Origin of the sequence: Segatella hominis, from assembly GCF_019249725.2 — a bacterium.
Taxonomy (GTDB): domain Bacteria; phylum Bacteroidota; class Bacteroidia; order Bacteroidales; family Bacteroidaceae; genus Prevotella.
This window is the reverse complement of sequence record NZ_CP137559.1, coordinates 482,622-501,718: the sequence shown is the minus strand read 5'-3', so window position 1 is coordinate 501,718 and position 19,097 is coordinate 482,622. Positions and strand designations below refer to the sequence as shown.

General features: G+C 48.8%; 14 protein-coding genes. 2 read left to right on the top strand and 12 right to left on the bottom strand.

The genetic code is table 11. The features are described from left to right. Window positions 1-501 precede the first annotated feature (501 nt). The 6 genes from KUA50_RS01975 to KUA50_RS01950 form a co-directional block, all read right to left on the bottom strand. Window positions 502-1,074 (bottom strand): L-threonylcarbamoyladenylate synthase, encoded by a 573-nt coding sequence (locus KUA50_RS01975; protein WP_218456938.1) that lies wholly within the window; start codon window positions 1,072-1,074, stop codon window positions 502-504. Window positions 1,075-1,093: 19 nt separating this feature from the next. Continuing rightward, a complete protein-coding gene (fmt, locus tag KUA50_RS01970; protein ID WP_218456937.1) occupies window positions 1,094-2,131 on the bottom strand; it encodes a methionyl-tRNA formyltransferase in 1,038 nt (345 codons plus the stop codon). 131 nt (window positions 2,132-2,262) lie between these two features. Further along, complete coding sequence (locus KUA50_RS01965; protein WP_022111454.1) at window positions 2,263-4,065, bottom strand: chloride channel protein; 1,803 nt, start codon at window positions 4,063-4,065, stop codon at window positions 2,263-2,265. A gap of 36 nt (window positions 4,066-4,101) precedes the next feature. Continuing rightward, complete coding sequence (locus tag KUA50_RS01960; protein WP_118116229.1) at window positions 4,102-5,688, bottom strand: peptide chain release factor 3; 1,587 nt, start codon at window positions 5,686-5,688, stop codon at window positions 4,102-4,104. A gap of 44 nt (window positions 5,689-5,732) precedes the next feature. Beyond that, a complete protein-coding gene (locus tag KUA50_RS01955) occupies window positions 5,733-6,284 on the bottom strand; it encodes a DUF4924 family protein (RefSeq protein WP_022111452.1) in 552 nt (183 codons plus the stop codon). 52 nt (window positions 6,285-6,336) lie between these two features. After that, the gene (locus KUA50_RS01950) at window positions 6,337-7,014 is read right to left on the bottom strand and encodes a LysE family translocator (RefSeq protein ID WP_022111451.1); all 678 of its coding nucleotides are present in this window, start codon (window positions 7,012-7,014) and stop codon (window positions 6,337-6,339) included. Window positions 7,015-7,133: 119 nt separating this feature from the next. On the opposite strand from KUA50_RS01950, the gene KUA50_RS01945 reads away from it, so the two are divergent. Then, window positions 7,134-8,114, top strand: coding sequence for an ROK family protein (locus KUA50_RS01945; RefSeq protein ID WP_218456936.1), 981 nt, complete (start codon window positions 7,134-7,136; stop codon window positions 8,112-8,114). A gap of 11 nt (window positions 8,115-8,125) precedes the next feature. Here the strand turns inward: KUA50_RS01945 and KUA50_RS01940 are convergent, their stop codons facing one another. Then, on the bottom strand, window positions 8,126-8,299 hold the full coding sequence (locus KUA50_RS01940) for a hypothetical protein (protein WP_218456935.1): 174 nt from the start codon (window positions 8,297-8,299) through the stop codon (window positions 8,126-8,128). A gap of 284 nt (window positions 8,300-8,583) precedes the next feature. Between KUA50_RS01940 and KUA50_RS01935 the strand changes: the two genes are divergently transcribed. After that, window positions 8,584-9,582 carry a hypothetical protein gene (locus KUA50_RS01935; protein ID WP_218456934.1) on the top strand — a complete coding sequence of 333 codons (999 nt, stop codon included), beginning with the start codon at window positions 8,584-8,586 and terminating at the stop codon, window positions 9,580-9,582. A gap of 10 nt (window positions 9,583-9,592) precedes the next feature. On the opposite strand, the gene KUA50_RS01930 is transcribed toward KUA50_RS01935, so the two are convergent. The 5 genes from KUA50_RS01930 to KUA50_RS01910 all read right to left on the bottom strand — a co-directional run bounded on the left by KUA50_RS01930 (window position 9,593) and on the right by KUA50_RS01910 (window position 18,916). Next, window positions 9,593-10,138, bottom strand: a complete 546-nt coding sequence (locus KUA50_RS01930; RefSeq protein WP_218456933.1) for a DUF5675 family protein — start codon at window positions 10,136-10,138, stop codon at window positions 9,593-9,595. Beyond that, window positions 10,110-13,157: a hypothetical protein gene (locus KUA50_RS01925; RefSeq protein ID WP_256624254.1), complete on the bottom strand. Its 3,048-nt coding sequence runs from the start codon at window positions 13,155-13,157 to the stop codon at window positions 10,110-10,112. The genes KUA50_RS01930 and KUA50_RS01925 overlap by 29 nt, the downstream gene beginning before the upstream one ends. A 335-nt stretch (window positions 13,158-13,492) precedes the next feature. After that, a complete protein-coding gene (locus tag KUA50_RS01920; RefSeq protein WP_218456932.1) occupies window positions 13,493-14,503 on the bottom strand; it encodes a phage antirepressor in 1,011 nt (336 codons plus the stop codon). 345 nt (window positions 14,504-14,848) lie between these two features. Beyond that, entirely contained in the window at window positions 14,849-16,384 is a 1,536-nt protein-coding gene (locus KUA50_RS01915; protein ID WP_218456931.1) for a hypothetical protein, read from the bottom strand. 327 nt (window positions 16,385-16,711) lie between these two features. After that, window positions 16,712-18,916, bottom strand: coding sequence for a sodium-translocating pyrophosphatase (locus KUA50_RS01910; RefSeq protein ID WP_218456930.1), 2,205 nt, complete (start codon window positions 18,914-18,916; stop codon window positions 16,712-16,714). Window positions 18,917-19,097: the final 181 nt, after the last annotated feature.

Below are 19,097 nucleotides of genomic sequence, written 5' to 3'. Positions count from 1 at the left end.
CACGGATTTGTGCGGAGACGACCTGTTCGGTCGTTGCAGATACCCCTTGGGAGTAGAATATGTCCCACAGATTTCACAGATATACACAGATTTTTCATCGGAGTTTTTTGTCACGCAGATTTCGCAGATGACGCAGATTTTTATTCATCGGATGACACGGAATTTATTCGGAGGTTTCCTGCTGCGACGATTACTCACGGATTTTCGCGGATGCGACCTGTTCGGTCGATACAGATACCCCCTGAAAGTGGACTAAGCGATTCACCAGAGATTCCATAAAATATCTGTGTAAATCTGCGAAATCTGTGGGACAAAAAAAATCCCATGAAGAAGAATCTGCGTCATCTGCGAAATCTGCGTGACAAAAAATATAAGGAGCACATTTCGGGCACTAACCATTGGCCAGCGGCCAAATTTCCGCGAAAATCCGTGAGTAATCCGAAGAGCAAGAATGTTCCGATAACTCCGCGTAAATCCGATGAAGAAACTTCACAGATTTCTTTATCGGATAATCGTCACCTCTCCATTCTTGGCTATCTTCACGATGCTGGATGGAGTGTGAGGCTTATGCTCCTGGCGACGGGTCCAGCATACATAATCTACTTGCTCCAACAATTCTGGGACAATATCACGATAGTTCTGCGCTGCAGGCTCACCACTCACATTGGCACTGGTGCTCACAATAGGCTTCTGGAAGCGATAACAGAGTTCCTTGCTGAAAGACTCGAAAGTTACTCGCATGGCAAGACTGCCATCCTCTGCCACCAGATTGTTGGCTACACCCGTAGCATCATCGAGGATGATGGTAGTTGGCTTCACAGGCATGGCTACATCGATGAAATCCCAAGCCACCTGAGGCACATTGCGGAAATAACGCGCCATACGGTCTGCACTATCCACCAGACAGATAAGCGCCTTACTGTCGTCGCGCTGCTTTATTTTGTAAACCTTTGCCACTGCCTCTGGGTTAGTAGCGTCACAACCGATACCCCAAACGGTATCTGTAGGATAGAGAATCACTCCACCCTTGCGCATGCATTCTATTGCATTCTTAATATCTTCCTGTTGAGTCATTTTTTATTCTCCTTTATTATTAAATACTTCTGTACTGCTCGATATCTCTCATTCCGTTGAGGAAATCACGGGCTTCCATTCTCTTTTTGCCACTAATCTGGATTGTGTCGAGCTGGAGCCATTCGTCTGCACAAGCTATTTGCAGGCTCTTGCCTTCTACTCTCAAAGTTCCTACTACAGAAGAAGCGACATTCTTTGAAGAAGCGACATTCTCTACTGCAGCGGCGTTTGCAGAAGAACCGGCAACTGCCTTTCCGGTTTTGGAAGTCTTGAATACTTTCAGCACCTGCGCCTTACCGCCTTCCTTCTGAATCTCGGTCCAGGCGCCTGGATATGGCGAAAGACCACGGATGAAGTCATACACCTTCTTGGCTGGCTGATTGAAATCGATACGGCAGGTATCCTTGAAAATTTTCGGAGCAGAATGAAGCACGGTGTCTGTCGTGATCATCTCGTCCTGCGGCATAGAGTCGATATTACCGTCGGATGCTATCAGGCGGTCGATGGTCTCTACGGCTATCTCAGCGCCTAAGTGCATCAGTCCGTCATAAACATACTCTACATCGGCATCGTCGGGGATGGCGAATGGCTTCTGCATGATGATGCGACCGGTATCGATATCGTGGTCGAGGAAGAAAGTGGTGACACCAGTCTCCGTCTCACCATTGATGACAGCCCAGTTGATAGGGGCAGCACCGCGATACTGAGGAAGAAGGGCTGCATGCACATTGAAGGTGCCGAAGCGAGGCATATCCCATACCACCTCTGGCAGCATTCGGAAAGCTACCACCACCTGCAGGTCGGCCTGATAACTGCGCAACTGCTCTACAAATTCCGGATCCTTCATCTTCACCGGCTGCAATACTGGCAAGCCCTTCGACAAGGCATATTGCTTGACCTGCGAAGGCTGAAGAGTATCCTGATGGCGACCCACCGGTTTGTCGGGCTGGGTTACTACAGCCACCACATTATATCCGCCTTCTACAAGGCTCTTGAGGGATTCCACCGCAAACTCCGGGGTTCCCATAAATACGATTCTTAAATCTTTTTTCTCCATTTTCCTATTGTTTTAAAAAAATGCAAGTTTACAAATATCGGAGCGCTTTGCCGAAGGCCAAAACTCTCAAAAGACTGCCCCCTGAAGACTATCTCTTTTTCTGAAGACTATCTCATTCTGAAAGCAACCTTTTACTCCGCCGACATATCCGCCACAATCTGGCGATAAGTCGAATAAAGGCGGGTACGGCTGATATATCCCTTCAGCACGCCGTTCACATCCACTACAGGCAACTGGGCGGCATCGGTCTCGTCAAATTTCTTCATCACTTCCTGCATCGGTTCGTGATCGCTGAGCACGGCTGAAGGCTGGAGCATCAGCTGCTTTACCTTGAAGCGCGTGTAGAGTTCCGAACGGAAGATGATGTGACGGATGCGGGTGATATCGATGATGCCCAGCAAGACGCCAGCCTGATTGACTACCGGAAGGAAATTGTTGTTGCTGCGACTGATTTCTGACACCAACTTGCCCATCGGCAGGTCGGGACTTACCGGATGATAGTCCTTCTCCACCACGCTCTGCATACCCATCAGCGTGAGGGCAGCCTTGTCGATATGGTGGGTAAGCAACTTGCCTTCCCTTGCCAGTCGAAGCGCATAGATACTGTGGCTCTCGAAGATGCTGATGGTAAGCAGCGAGCAGATGCACACGATCATCAGTGGGATGAAAAGCAGGTAACCGCCTGTCAGTTCGGCTATCAGGAAGATGCCCGTCAGCGGTGCATGCATCACGCCCGTCATCACGCCTGCCATGCCCATCAGCGTAAAGTTCTGCTCGGGGATATAGACGCCTAACTTGTAGATGTTCCAGATGCGGGCGAAGAAGAAGCCAGCAAAACCGCCGATGAAAAGCGATGGAGCAAAGGTTCCACCACAACCGCCGGAACCATTGGTTGCTGAGGTGGCAAACACCTTGGTGAAGGTTACCAGTCCGATATATAGCACGAGCAACTGACTGTGACCATAGAAGAGCGAATTGCTCATCACCATGTCCCAGTCGGCCTCTGTTCTACCCTTCAGCAGGATGTTGACTGCCGAATATCCCTCGCCATAGAGCGATGGGAAGAGGAAGATGAGACTGCTCAGGATGATGCCTCCGAAGAGCAGTTTGACATACGGATACTGCTTCAACTTGGCGAAGAATCCCTCGCAGGCCGACATGGTTCTCATGAAGTAGAGACTCACGAAACCGCAGAATACGCCCAGCAGGATGCACGCCGGCACACGGTCGAGCTCCCATGGGTCGGTAAGCGTGAAATCGAAGAGCGATTTTTCACCCATCAGGATATAACTGAAACAGGTGGCCGTAACACAGGAGATGAGGATAGGCAGCAATGATGCCATCGAGAGATCTACCATCAGCACCTCAAGCGTGAAGACGAGACCTGCGATTGGGGCTTTGAAGATACCAGCAATGGCGGCACTCGCACCGCATCCTACGAGCAGTATCATCGTTTTCTTGTCCATGCGGAATATCTGTCCCAGATTACTTCCGATGGCTGAACCCGTGAGCACAATCGGCGCCTCGGCTCCTACTGATCCACCGAATCCAATGGTGATACCAGAAGCTACTACCGACGACCAGCAGTTGTGGCCCTTCAGCTTCGACTGCTTGGTAGAAATCGCATAGAGCACTCTCGTGATACCATGAGAGATATTGTCTCGCACCACATACTTGATAAAGAGCGAGGTAAGATAGATACCCACGATAGGAAACAAGAGAAAAAGCAGATTGTAGGTGCTTTTCTCAAAACCCGAAGTGAGCAATATCTGTATCTCGTGCACGATACTATGCAGGAAAAATCCGGCAACGGAGGCAAGCAGACCGATGACAAAAGCCAGGATAAGCGTCATCTGGCGATCGGAGATATGCTCCTTCTGCCACGCTACCATTTTGGCTATTGCGCCCGGTTTTTCTGCCATTTCATCTATCATCTCTTATTATTTTTTAAAAGTTATCCTTTTATATTATTAGAATTCCGAAGTAAAGTGGAACTTGATATGCTCGAAATCCTGCTGCGCCATGCTCAATACATAGCCAGAATCGGCCAGGAACACATCCCTGCCCTCGATATCCTTCGCCATATACTGGTACTTGCGCTTCTTGAAGCTCTCCAATTCCTTCTCGTCGTCGGCCTCTATCCAGCATGCCTTATGCAAGTGAACTGGCTCCCAACGGCACTTGGCATTATACTCGTTCTCCAGACGGTACTGGATCACCTCAAACTGAAGCTGACCCACGGTTCCCACAATGCGGCGACCATTAAACTGGTTGACAAACAACTGTGCCACACCCTCGTTCATCAGCTGCTCCAATCCCTTCTGGAACTGCTTGCTCTTCATCGGATCATCATTCTCGATATACTTGAAGAGCAGTGGAGAGAAGGATGGCAAACCGCGGAAGTGAATCTTCTCACCCTCGGTCAGCGTATCACCGATCTTGAAGATGCCATTGTCTGGCAAACCTACGATATCGCCCGGATAAGCCTCGTCGATGGTACTCTTGCGCTGCGCCATAAACTGGGTTGGCGAAGAGAAACGCACGGTCTTGTCGAGGCGCACATGATAGTAAGGCTGATTGCGCACAAACTTGCCCGAACAGATCTTGCAGAATGCGATGCAGGAACGGTGGTTAGGGTCGATATTAGCAGTAATCTTGAAGATGAAACCCGTAAACTTAGGCTCCTCAGGCTCCACCATGCGCTCCTCTGCCTTGGTAGGTCTTGGCGATGGAGCTATCTGAACGAAGCAGTCCAAGAGTTCCTGCACACCGAAGTTGTTCAATGCAGAACCGAAGAACACAGGAGCCACCTCGGCAGAGCGGTAGGTCTCGACGTCAAACTCAGGATATACGCCATCCACCAGTTCCAGTTCCTCGCGCAACTGGGCAGCCTCGCGCTCGCCTACTCGCTGGTCGAGCTCCTCAGACTGCACATCCACCTCCACCTTTTCGGTTACGCGCTGCTTGTTAGGCGTAAAGAGGTTGAGCTGATGCTCGTAGATATTATACACACCCTTGAATCGGGCGCCCTGTCCGATAGGCCATGAGAGCGGACGAACGGAAATCTTGAGTTCCTCCTCCAGCTCATCGAGCACGTCGAACGGATCACGACCCTCGCGGTCCATCTTGTTGATGAAGATGATAACCGGCGTATTGCGCATACGGCACACCTCCATCAGCTTGCGGGTCTGCGCCTCCACACCCTTGGCAGAATCCACCACGATGATGGCAGAATCCACGGCAGTAAGTGTGCGGTAGGTATCCTCGCAGAAGTCCTGGTGACCCGGAGTATCGAGGATGTTCACCTTATATGGTTCGCCAGACTGTCCGTCTGGGAGATAATCAAACTCCATCACAGAAGTAGATACAGAGATACCACGCTGCTTCTCGATGTCCATCCAGTCGGAAGTGGCAGACTTGCGTATCTTATTGTTCTTTACGGCACCAGCCACCTGTATCTGTCCACCGAAAAGCAAGAATTTCTCGGTCAATGTTGTCTTACCAGCATCCGGGTGAGAGATAATGGCAAACGTTCTTCTTCTTTCTATTTCTTTCATCTATGATTTATATGATTTTAAAATGTATATATAATAATGTATAACTACATGTCGTCGTCAAATTTCAATCCCTCGGTGCGATCCTTGATATAGTAGTCGCTGAGCAGTCCCACGAAGGTGGTTATCTCCTTGATGGCACGCTCTGTTTCCGGGGTAATCGGCTTCTTCTGCAGTCGGAGCAGCATCACTCCGTAGAGGGCATCCAGACAGGTTTCTATCTCGTTGACGTCCTTGTCGCCCCTGTTGCGCAGTTCCACGATGAATGGCAGCACCTTGTAATATTCGCCATTATAGATAGGGAACTTGGTGCTCTGCAGCAGCATGCCGTGCAGGTCGATCACATCCTGGAGCAGCACCTTGTTGATATTGAGATGTCCCGATTCGCGCTTTCCCTCCTCATTCATCATGCGGATGAGATTGCCAAACCAGTCGATTTCCTCCTCCTTCTGTTCCGGAGTGAAATCAAAATTTTCGATATAGTGCTTCTTGATAACCGGGAGCGAACAGCCGCAGGCACGGATGATATCCTCCACCTGCCACATGTACAGAAGGTATTCTGCTATACTTTTCTTCTTTAATTCCTGAGCTACAAACATCTTTTTTTAATGTGAAATGTAAAATGTGAAATGTGAAATTGGGCATGCTCCCTTAGAATTCCGGGAGATGATAGAGATTGAACACGGTTCCGACGAGTGCGATGAGCGAGAAGATGATCACGATACTTCCTATTACCTTATTAATAATAAGGATGCCGTTGGTATCAAACTTGCCCCTGATCTTGTCGATGAGCCATGTGAGACCGAACCACCACAGCAGCGCTCCGAACATGATGCTCAGATAGCCCACGCCCATCTCCAGCGGCATATCCGGCACTACGAAGGCAAACTGGGCAAAGGTGGCCATGAAGAGGAACACGATGAGCGGATTGGAGAGCGTGACGAAGAAGGCGGTGATGGCATTGTGCCAGAGCGTGCCCTGCCTCTTGCTGCTCTGATGCATGTTCTTCGTAGGATTGCTCTTGAAGCAATATACGCCGAACACCAGGAGCAGAAGGCCTCCGAAAATCTGCAGATAGAACTTGTTTTGGGCATTATTGACAATGTCCATCACAAAACTCATTCCCAAACCCGTGAAGAGGGCATACACGATATCGCTGAAAGCGGCACCGACACCCGTTACAAAACCAAACCAGCGGCCCTTGTTCAAAGTGCGCTGGATACACAAGATGCCAACAGGTCCCATCGGGGCTGAGGCGATCACACCTATGATAATTCCCTTGAATATAAAATCAAGTATATTTATCTGAATCGGAAACACTAAATTCATAACAAGGCGCAAAGTTACAAAAAAAAGGCCATATCTTGTAATTTTTTCGAGTAAAACTTTGTTTGTTACAAACTTTTTTATATCTTTGCACCATAATTCTAACTAAATAAAAGAAAAACATGACAGAGAATGCACTTAAGCCATATGTAATCGGTTTGGATCTGGGAGGTACCAATTCCGTATTCGGCATCGTAGATGCACGTGGCGAAATAAAAGCTACTACTGCTATCAAGACAGGTGGTTATGATGATGTAAATGATTATGTAAAAGCTGCCGTGGAGGCTCTCCAGCCTATCATCGATACCGTGGGTGGTATCGACAAGATCAAGGCGATGGGTATCGGTGCTCCTAACGGCAATTACTATAGCGGAACTATCGAGTTCGCTCCTAATCTGGCTTGGGCTCACGATGGTGTAGTGCCTTTGGCTAAGCTCTTCAGCGATGCGCTGGGTGGTCTGCCTGTGGCTCTTACCAATGATGCCAACGCTGCTGCATTGGGCGAGATGACCTACGGTGTGGCTCGTGGTATGAAGAATTTCATCGACGTGACACTCGGTACGGGTGTTGGTTCCGGCATTGTGATTGATGGTAAGATGGTCTATGGCTGCGATGGTTTCGCAGGCGAGTTGGGCCATGTCGTCATGGTTCGCGGCGAGGAAGGTCGTCTCTGCGGTTGCGGCCGTAAGGGATGCTTGGAGGCTTACTGCTCTGCTACTGGTGTGGCTCGCACAGCCCGTGAGTTCCTCGAGAAGAGTGATGAGCCATCTTTACTTCGCGATATGAAGCCAGAAGACATTACTTCTTATGATGTCAGCGTAGCTGCTGGTAAGGGAGATGCTTTGGCTAAGCGAGTATATGATTTCACTGGTAAGATGCTGGGTGAGGCTTGCGCTGATTTCGCTGCATTCAGTTCTCCTGAGGCATTCGTATTCTTCGGTGGTCTTACCAAGGCTGGTGACCTCCTGATGAAGCCTCTCAAGGAATCTTACGACAAGAGCGTATTGAAGATTTTCAGGGGCAAGGCTAAGTTCTTGATTTCTACTCTCGATGGCAGCTCTGCTGCGGTACTCGGTGCCAGTGCAGTGGGCTGGGATTTGTAAGATATTTCTCTTTAATAAGCATAAAGTTTAAAAAATATAGCATTTTGTTTTTTGGCGTATTGCTGTCGTGAGACAGCTTTTATGCGAGGCGATACTCCCAGAGAATTCTCTGGGAGTATTTTTTGCTTCTCTTTCCTCCCCCTTCCATTTCTTTCTTCATTTCCCATTCTCATTTCTAATTTCATCGTCTTTCTCATTTGTCATTTGTCTTTCTCATTTCTCATTTCTAATTTGTCATTTCATTATCCTTTTTTACCTTTAAAAGAGCTTTTTTTAGAAACTATTTGGTTTCTCCGAGTTTTTTTCGTAATTTTGCAGCCAGAAAGTAAACGACATAATCTTTAAGTTCTTAGTAAACAGAGATTTATTGTCCATATCAAGGGATTTGCATTCCCCATTCAGGAAAGAATGATATCCCATGCACAGGTAAGAATTGTATTCAATATAATAAATAATCAAACAAGTAAAAATGAAGAAAATTTACACACTGGCTAATATGGCCAAAGGTATGATGCTCGCTGCCCTTCTGGCAGTAGGCACAACTGCTCTTGCGCAGAATGTTTCAGGTAACACAGAAAACGGTACTGTTGAAGGCAATGAAAATGGTACTGTTGAAGGTACAGGAAATGGTAGCAACGAGAATGAAACTTTCGCTCCTGCTGCTGAAAGTTCTTGGCTCCAACCTGTAAAACTCGGTGGTAATGGTCAGAAGGCTTACATCTACAACGTGGCTACTAAGACTTTTATCACCGGTAAGACTGCTACCGTGAAAAATATCAAGGATGCAGACGTCTGGACGATTAATGGCGATGAAACTCGTAGTTTCACTTGCGATAACGAGACAAAAGAACATCTGTTCTTGGAATATATCTATGCTGTAATTCCAATCTATAAGTGGCATGCAGAGGTTTCTTCTAACGACAAGAGAAAAGCAACATATTTTACCATCGTAGAAGGTTCTACAGAGAATAGTTATAAACTCACTAAAAGCAGAAATAAAATTATATCAGGTCCTGAAACTGCCTACTTCAGCGTCAGCGGTGAAAACTACGAGGTAAGTCTGGAGCCTTCTATTAACAACGACTGGTATTTCATTTCTACAGACCAGAAGGATGTCTATGCAGAATATACTTCCCTCTTCACTGAGGCTGCAAACCTGCTCAAGAACGAGAAGCTGAACGATCAGGAATCTGTTCTGGGCGCTATCAAAACTGCATTGCAGAAGACTGCCAAAGGTACTTTCAATACCTCCAATGATGACATCAATACGCTCAAGACAGCTATTGCAGCTGCCAAGAAAGCGATTGAGGACATCACTAACGGTATCAGCAATACCTCTGACAATCTCAAGAATGCAGAAATTACTTCTATCTACAGCGCCAACGGTACCCGTAAAGCCCAGTTGACCAAGGGCATCAACATCGTTAAGATGAGCAACGGCACCGTCAAGAAGATTTTGGTGAAGTAAACAATAAGATTCAAACGATGGTGATCCAGACCGCCTCGCCCTGATCGCTCGCCGCCATGATGGTGGTGATGAGCTTCGTCAGCGTGGCACGAGAGGAGGTCAACCTGCCCACTATCGTGTTCTCACCCACAAGAATGCAGCCCCGCGTATCTGCCGCCATGTTGCCGCTATGTATGCGTATGCCAGTGAAACCCGGCACGCCTACCAGCAGCGGAAGCCAGCGACGGAAGCGGGGCGATTTCGTTATGACCACTGGATAACTGCCCTCGGGAATGGCCGTCACCCCCACTACCTTGCGAGCCTTCTTGCTCGACTGGCGTCCCAACGACTCGTTCACCAGCTGCGGCGGCAACTTCACGCCCAAGAGATTGCGCCAGGTAGGTTCCAATGTATCACAGAAATAGGTCTGGCGATTGAGCTGGTCGGGATTCTTCAGGGTCCTCACCGACTTTCCGCGGTTGTTGACACCCACTTCCATATCCTCATCGCCCAGAATATACAGTCGTCCGATGGTATATTCTTTTTTCTTAGCAATTCTTTTCAATATTAATTCCATCTTTTCTATATTTTAGTTTGATAAAATAGGTATTTTCAAAACTGACATTACTGAAATTGACATCGGTCTTAGCTTGACTGGCAGACTGGAACGATTTCCGCTCAATATATCCCCGATGAACCCAGTTGTTGATCATCACTCGTGTTCCCTTCTGTCCCAATCCATACTCCAATCGGATGGCCATTGCCTCCTGATAGGAGAATTCATCAGGCAGCAACTGCAGGAGATTGGCTGGTCCACGGCGGCTTGATTTCACGCCCCCATCCTCGGCCTTGGCAATGGCATCTCCGAAGAAACGCATCTTGCAGTAGAGGTCGTAACGCAGACTCCAGCGGATGAATTCATCCATCTCCGGCTCCCACTTGCAACCGTTGGCCACGTAGAGCACACAGGCCTTCAGATAGGCAATGACATTGGCTCGGAAACTGAGATTCTCGTAGATGCGATTCTGCGTCATGCGGGCAAAATCGGCATTCTCCTCCTTCAGTTTCAGGGCAAGCTGGAAGGCCTGATCACACTCCACCAGTCCGCTCGTCTTACAGAGATTTTCGATGTAAGGACGCAGAGCCTCACGGAAATCATCACCATAATAGCCATAGACGGGCATCTCGGCTCCGATCTCTCTTTCGGGTATCGTACAGAAATTGATACGCGAGATAGGACCATCGGTGAGCACACGGGAGAAGTAGCGCAAACCCTTCTGGATGGTGGTAGATGCATTCCAGTTGAAGCGGATGGTGACACGCTCCGTAACGCTGGATGTGCCCACGCGGGTCTGACCATACTGGTTGGCTGGATCGAAGGCAAGACACATGATGCGGAACTGCTGGTTGCCCTGACCACGGAGTGCATCAAACTGGTCTATTTCATTGAGCGAAGTATAGAGAAAATGCTCTTGTGCCTCTGCCGTTCGCATCACGAAAGCAGGATTGGTCATGTCGGCATCTATCTCCTGAATCACGAGATTCTCCGGTCGCTTTCTCTTGTCCTTGTTGGCCCCCTTCCGGGTCACCTCGTCCTTCCATGCTTTCTCCCTTGCCAGGTTTTCCCGGTCTCGCTTGCGGATGTCTTCCATCACATAACTGATAGGCATCTGCACGCACGATTTTCCGGCTCCTGTTCCGGCAAGCAGACAGGTCATCAGCGTGGCCTCATGTTCCACATTGTCGATATACTTGAAGCGGGTTTTCCAGAGATGCGTGGCGAGCGACGGGAACACGGCATGTGCCACGGCTGGCTTATAGACTTCGGGCGTGCGACTCACGAGCAGGGCGATGAGAGCGGGCAATTTTTCGGGCATCGGAGGCGGTGCGGGATAGTCCTCCTCCTGGTTCTGCTGCGCCATCTCCTTACTGCCGAGCCTTTCAGCCTGCGCATTGATGCGGATCACCTCGCGCGACATGGGCTTGCAACTGTCGTGATAGCGGGCATAGAAGTCGCTGATGAGCTGCTGGCAGTCACGCTCCTGTGCAAAGGCGGGCATGCGCTGCTCCACCACCCTTCTGAGTTCCTCTTCGCCCATCATCCTGCTGGCTCCGGCACTCATGATGGCGAGGAGCGAGGAGTGGCGCGAACCTACGGCATTGATATCTACTTCTGCCAACCCAGCCTGCGCCCTAAAGAGGTCGAAAGCGATAAGATTCTTATCATTTCCATGATGGCTCCCATCAGGATGAGCAGGAGCACTGCCAACACCAGTTGAGGTGTGGCTATCAGCAGGATGAGGAGCAGGATGAGGAGGAACTTGAGCGCCTCCCACAGCTGGTTGTTTTTCTCCGGTCTTATCACCGGAAAGTAACGGTTGATTGTCATGATTTTCTGAATTTGAATGTTTTTGATTTTGTGAAGTTTTTTCTGAAAGAGAGGGATTTCCGGACGACTGACTGCTTCCTGAAAGAGGAGCCTTTCCGGAAGACTGGCTGCTTCCTGAAAGAGAGGGATTTCCGGACGAGTGGACGAAGGAAGAAGAAAAAGTTCCCTGTTTCAAAGCCCGTCCGTCGATGTCGAGACCTCGCTTGCGGAAGGCTTCTCTTCGGAGATTGATTTCGTCTTCTGGCAGAAGGGCATACCAATCGCTGGAACGGTAGATTTCCGAGTCGGCATCCGTCATAAAGATGATGCGTTCGGGCGAGAAGCAGCTCTCGTCACACGGCACCCCAAGCGCCTGACAATAGGCTCGCTGCGTTTCTTCGATGGTCATGCCTATCGGCATACGAATGTCGATATGGAGCTTTTTGCGGGCGGAATACTCCAAATGCAGGAGCATTCCCTTCCAGGGATTTTTCTGTCCATTCTCGGGATTTCTCTGTCCTTTCTCGGGATTTCTCTGTCCTTTCTCGATTTTTTGGTCTGCCGTCACAGCCTCATCCCCGTCATGATTTCCCACTGCAGCAGTTCTGTTTCCAGTCTCATCATCAGAACCCCCGGCAGCTGCACTGTTTTCATTCTCTGCATCAGAACCCCCAACAGCAGTTCTGTTTTCTGTCTCATCATTAGAACCTCCAGAAGCTGCTCTGTTTTCATTCTCTGCATCAGAACCCCCGGCAGCAGCTCTGTTTCCAGTCTCATCATTAGAACCTCCAGCAGCAGCCGTTGCTCCTTGTTCTCCTGTATCATCAGGAATCAAATCGAGGGAATCCAGCAGCTTCGCCCGCTCCAAAGCCTTTTCTACGAGTTCCTTTTCGTCCACATCAATGGTGGTCTGAAAGAGGAAGCTTTCAGGGATGATGTTTGCCTGGCGGCGCTTATTATCCTTGAACTGGTAATAATGGGCACTGCGGAAGGGCAACTGGCTTTTGATGCGCTGCTGAGCCTTGGCAAGTGCTGTAGCATCATGGTTGTTGATACTGCGGATGGGCTTTTCGCCTCGTATCTGCAATATCGCATCGTGTACCCAGGGGTAACGGATGGTTTTGTCGTACTCCGAAAGAGGCTGGGAAGTGATGCTCCCCTTATTGCCGCCCCGGAATCCATTGAAAGCGATACGGAATCGCTGATTTTCATTTTCTTTTTTCATCATTTATTTAGAAGTTTTAGTAATACTTGGGGGGTTATATAGAACCCACCACCCTTTTTATAAGTTTTAACACAAGTGGGGGGGGTCATATAGAACCCACCACCCTTTTCACAAGTTTTAACGCAAGTGGGGGGTCATATAGAACCCACCACCCTTTTTGCAAGTTTTAACGCAAGTGGGGGGTCATATAGAACCCACCACCCTTTTTGCAAGTTTTAACGACAGTGAGGGGTATAAGTCTCGTTTCTTCATAGATTTTCTTCATCGGATTTCACGGATGAATAAAAAATTCATGTCATCCGATGAATAAAAAATCCAATGAATGAAACTAACAAGATTTAACCCTTATCGGAATAGGAACCCAAGAGGCGGAGGCGACTTCGGTCCAGGTCGTGGATAAAGCGGCGACCCTTCTCTGTCCAGACGAGATACATCTGGGTTTTCACGCGAGATTCCGCTTCAGCAGCACACCTGCCGCAGCCCCCATAAACATCCTCCGTGCCATATCTCGTACGGCTTTTGGCAAGACCCTGATGGGCATAGTGGGCATAGAGCAGATACTGACCGCTCTGGTAGTACTGCACATGGAGGGAACAGAGCGCACGGTTCAGTTCCTGGGCAGTCATCCCGAGTTCCTTGGCTATCTGAGTGGTGGTGAAACAGGAGATGGAGTCGAGCACATTGTCGGCATAGAAAGCCTTCGGCATCAGTCGGTCGATATCCCCTTCGAGCGAGAGAATCTCCTCGGCACTCTTCTGGATTTTCACCACCTGCTGCCCCACCTTCTCGTTGAGCTGCCTGATGCGCTCATCCTGTTCGGCGATGAGTTTCGTCTTCTCCTCGATGGTGCTCCTCAGGATATTTTCGGTGTTTCTGAAGACGCTTTCCGCCTTTTGGCGCATCTCCTCCTCGGTGTCACCCTGGTTCACCGGGATATAACCGCCCGTCTTGCGTATCTGGGGCAGCACCACGGAGGTAACCCAGAGTTTGAATCGCTGGGCACTCTTCTTCTTAGAACCGAAGATGAGGGAGTAGAGTCCATTCTCATTCACGAAGATCATCAGTCGGTTCTGAATCACTTCTCTGCGGTGGCTATAGCTCACCCGGATCTTGGAGGCGATACAGTGTTTCACTGCATCATGTTCGTTAACGTGCTGATATACAGCCTGATTGGATCTGCAATACCCAAGCGCATCGCAAACATCCTTACTACAGAAAAGCGGTTCTCCCTTTTCATTAAGTATCGTACGTACCTGACCAAACTCAGGATTATCGAATACCATCACATGAATGGCATTGTTGAGCTCCACGGCCAGACTGCCGCGAGCAATAAAATGATATTTTGTCATAAGCTTTATTGAAATTTAATGTATGAATAATTCATGTTATTACAAATATGAAAACATAAAAGATATGTCATCACATTTTATTTTTTTTATTTTGTATCAACCTTGTAAAAGAGCGGGTGGATACTCTCCGAAATTCTGCCAACAAGGCATAACACGAAAAGCCCACGAACCTCAGAACTCGGCTTGTTCTGAAATCCGTGGGCAAAGGTACTGCGAAAAAATCAAAGCTATTTAGTACGTACTTGGTACGGTCGTACTACATAGTACTAAAAAAAAGTTGTCCGAACTATGAAAATCAGGCTGAAAAATCGAAAAACAGGCTCGATAAAGCTATATCAGGCTGGATTATCTGAAAATCTCCTTGATCCGGTCGTCAAAAGCAGAAATGCTGGGCATCTGTCTGGCCCGATTGTATCCGCTTCTGAGCGAATTGGAATTCTTTCCCCAGAAGCCTCCCATCACCTGCCAGAGATTGTCTATCGCTAATGTGAATGCTATCTGATAAGCCAGATACCCCATCTCCGCCCACGACAGATTTACGGGCGCATAATGCTCGTCGAGAATATGGATATCGCGCAATGCATCCAGTATGCGCCTGCCTTTCGCACTCATAAGCACAGAATTGATAGAGGATGCATCAAAAACTGAAGATGGAGCTGGAGTCGAGGATGCACCAGAAGCTGAAGATGGAGCTGGAGTCGAGGATGCATCAGAAACCGAAGATGGAACAGATACAGAAGAACCGGCATAATCCGTTTGCTGATTGTTCAGAGACGGATTCTGCGGCTCATTATGAGACTGAGAAGCATTCTGAGATTGCTGCTCGTTCTGAGACGGATTCTGCTGACCAGAAGGATAGTTGTGATTCACTACATTGCCGGTCAAGGTACCATAATTGGTAAAGGAACCGCCGAAATGAATGTGGATGCCGCCCAGGGCATCGCTTGAAACCTGATTGTTTACTTGTGCGTTGTCATTCATCATAATTGTATTGTTTTTGATATAATGATTGATGTTTTCTATAATCTGATTGATATTTTGAATATTATTTACAAGTTGCACTCTCATCTCCATCAGATATTCCTGAGTTTCGCTCCAGGATTCCAAAGTTATTCTTTCTGAAATATTTGGAACCGCAAGAGGCTCTGAAGGTTCTGAACCAAGAGGAGAAGCCTCTGAAACCAAGCGAGGAGATGAATCAAAAGACGCAAGAGGATCAGAAGGTTCTGAACCAAAAGGAGAAGTCTCTGAACCCAAGCGAGGAGATGAATCAAAAGCCGCAGGAGGCTCAGAGCTGAAGACAGGAGTTACCGCAAGAGATTCAGGGAACGGAGAAACATCTGAAAGAAACTCAGAGGAACAGGCATCAACAGAAGAAAGTTCAGAGGACGGAACATCAACAGAAGAAGCCTCAGAAGTCCGGGCATCATCAGAAGAGGAAGCCTTTTCGCGCAGCATTTGAGACTCCACTTCGTAAGCCTTCCACTGATGCTCATCAGCCACATCATAGAAGAACTGCCCGATGGTACCTGGCGCCCACGCATGCTCTATCAGCACCGCATAGAAATCCCACATGATCATCTCCATCGTAGTACCCTCGGAATCAAACACGAAAGGATCGCCCTGCACCATAATAGGATAGCAACCCATCAGCGAAGCGGAAGGCAGCAGATACTGTCCATCCATACTCTGACGGGCATGAATCGACTCGTCAATATGCTCAAACACAGCCTCATTACCGCCTGCAGCCTCGCCCGCCAAGGCCCAAGCCACACTCAAAGCCAACAGACATTTCTTCTGCTCGCAACGCCTCTTGAGCGCTGCGTACTTCTTCACAATTCTGCGCAACAGCTCCTCCACCATACTATTGGTATGAGCCAATACTTCCTGCACCGAAGTGAAGATAAACCTGATGTCTAATTGTCGGTTCGTTAACGTAGTTATTTTATTGAAAACAGTTGTTGTATATCTGAAAGCGGTTATTTATACCGCACACAATATCTTAGGCTAATTTTCTGTGGCAAAGGTAATAATTATTTTTGAAATCAACAAACATATCAAGGATTTTTTTTGAAAAGATTCAATCCAATAAAAATCCCCCTTCACAGTATCGAGGCAAATCGGAAACTGCAGGGGGATATCAATATTAGGAAATCTTTCATTCAAGCTTTCATCCTACAAATAAGATTTCATTCAAGCTTTTTCATCCTACAGGAAGGCGATAGTAAGTCCCGCCATTACGATGCTCACCATCGACATGAGCTTGATGAGGATATTCAGCGAAGGACCGGAAGTATCCTTGAACGGATCGCCCACAGTATCGCCCACGATGGTAGCCTTGTGATGCTCGCTACCCTTGCCGCCGAAACTGCCCTCCTCGATCATCTTCTTCGCATTATCCCAGGCACCACCCGAATTAGACATGAACACAGCCAGCGTAAATCCGGCTGCCAATCCGCCAGTGAGCAGACCTAATACGCCCGCTACACCTAATACCAGCCCCACCACGATGGGTATCACGATGGCCAGCAGCGAAGGAATAATCATCTCCCGCTGGGCACTGCGCGTACTGATTTCCACACACCTGCCATAGTCGGGAGTAGCCTTGCCCTCCAGGATTCCCTTGATTTCACGGAACTGGCGGCGCACCTCCTGCACCATCGATTCCGCAGCCCTGCCCACGGCACCCATCGTGAGTCCACAGAACAGGAAGGCTGCCATCGCACCCAGGAAGGCTCCCACGAGCACCTTCGGATTGATCAGGTTTACCTGGAAGAAATTGATAAAGTCGATGGTAGAGGCATTCATAGGGTCGAAGACATTTCCAGCCGCATCCACATACTGCTTTCCATTCTCCACCGCCCGGATCATGGCTATCTTGATTTCCTCTATATAAGAAGCCAACAGCGCTAAAGCCGTGAGAGCTGCAGAACCGATGGCAAATCCCTTTCCGGTAGCAGCAGTGGTATTGCCCAAGGCATCCAGTGCATCCGTACGCTCTCTCACCTCCTTGCCTAACCCGCTCATCTCGGCATTACCGCCCGCATTGTCGGCGATAGGACCATAAGCATCGGTGGCAAGGGTGATGCCCAACGTAGATAGCATGCCCACAGCTGCTATACCGATACCATAGAGACCGGTGCTGATAGACTTGGCTGAGAGCGACATATCAAATCCGTTGGCGCAGAGATAACTCAGCATGATGGCCACAGAAATGGTGACCACAGGTATCATCGTGGAAATCATGCCCGTACCGATACCCTTGATGATCACGGTGGCAGGACCCGTCTGCGAAGCCTCGGCTATCTTCTGCGTAGGCTTGTAACTCTGAGAGGTATAATACTCAGTAGCCTGACCGATGATGACACCAGCCACCAGTCCGCTGATCACAGAGAAGGAAAGTCCGAGCCAGTTTTCGATGCCCAAGAGATAGAGAATCACAAAGGTGGCCACGGCAATGAGCAGGGCACTCACATTGGTTCCCAATCCAAGCGAATGTAGTAAATCCTTCATAGAAGCACCATCCTTCGTACGTACCAGATAGATACCGATGAGGGAAAGGAAGATACCGATGGCAGCGATGATCATAGGGGCGATGACGGCACGCAACTGCATATCGCCGTTCATGGCAAATGCCGTAGCACCCAAGGCTGCCGTAGAGAGAATAGAGCCGCAATAACTCTCGTAGAGGTCGGCTCCCATACCAGCCACATCGCCCACATTATCGCCCACATTGTCTGCGATGGTAGCAGGGTTGCGCGGATCGTCCTCCGGAATATTCGCCTCCACCTTGCCCACAAGGTCGGCACCCACATCGGCAGCCTTGGTATAGATACCGCCGCCCACACGGGCAAAGAGCGCCTGCGTGGAAGCACCCATACCAAAGGTAAGCATGGTAGTGGTGATGGTGACGAGGGCTGTGGATTCGCCCTGATATACGGCATTAAGAACAATAAACCAGATGGCGATATCGAGCAATCCGAGCCCCACCACGACGAGTCCCATGACGGCACCGCTGCGGAAGGCTATCCTCAGTCCCTTGTCCAGTCCCGTACGCGCTCCATTGGCAGTACGTGCAGAAGCATAAGTAGCCGTTTTCATACCGAAGAAGCCAGCCAGTCCGGAGAAGAGACCGCCTGTAAGGAAAGCGAAAGGCACCCATGGATTCTGCACCTTGAGCACATAGGCCATGAAGGCGAAGATGATGGCGAGCACCGCAAAGACGATGGTTACCACCTTGTACTGCTGCTTGAGATAAGCCATAGCACCTTTTCTCACATGCATCGCAATCTCTTTCATTCTCTCGGTTCCCTCATCCTCTTTCATCATGCTGCAGAAGAAGAACCAGGCCATGCCCAATGCTACGATACTGGCTATCGGGATGAGCCAAAATACGGTCGGAATGTTGTTCATAATGGTATATTTATAGGGTTTCTAATTATCTTAATTTTAAAAGATTGACTGAGCCCACTTGAAAAGTCAGAGCACTATCAATTTGAAAGTTAAACAGCAAAAATAAGCCAAAAACAGGCTCGTAAATGCAATTTTGAATTGCCTTTTTTTATTGGACAGTAGTGAATTATGACAAATCGAG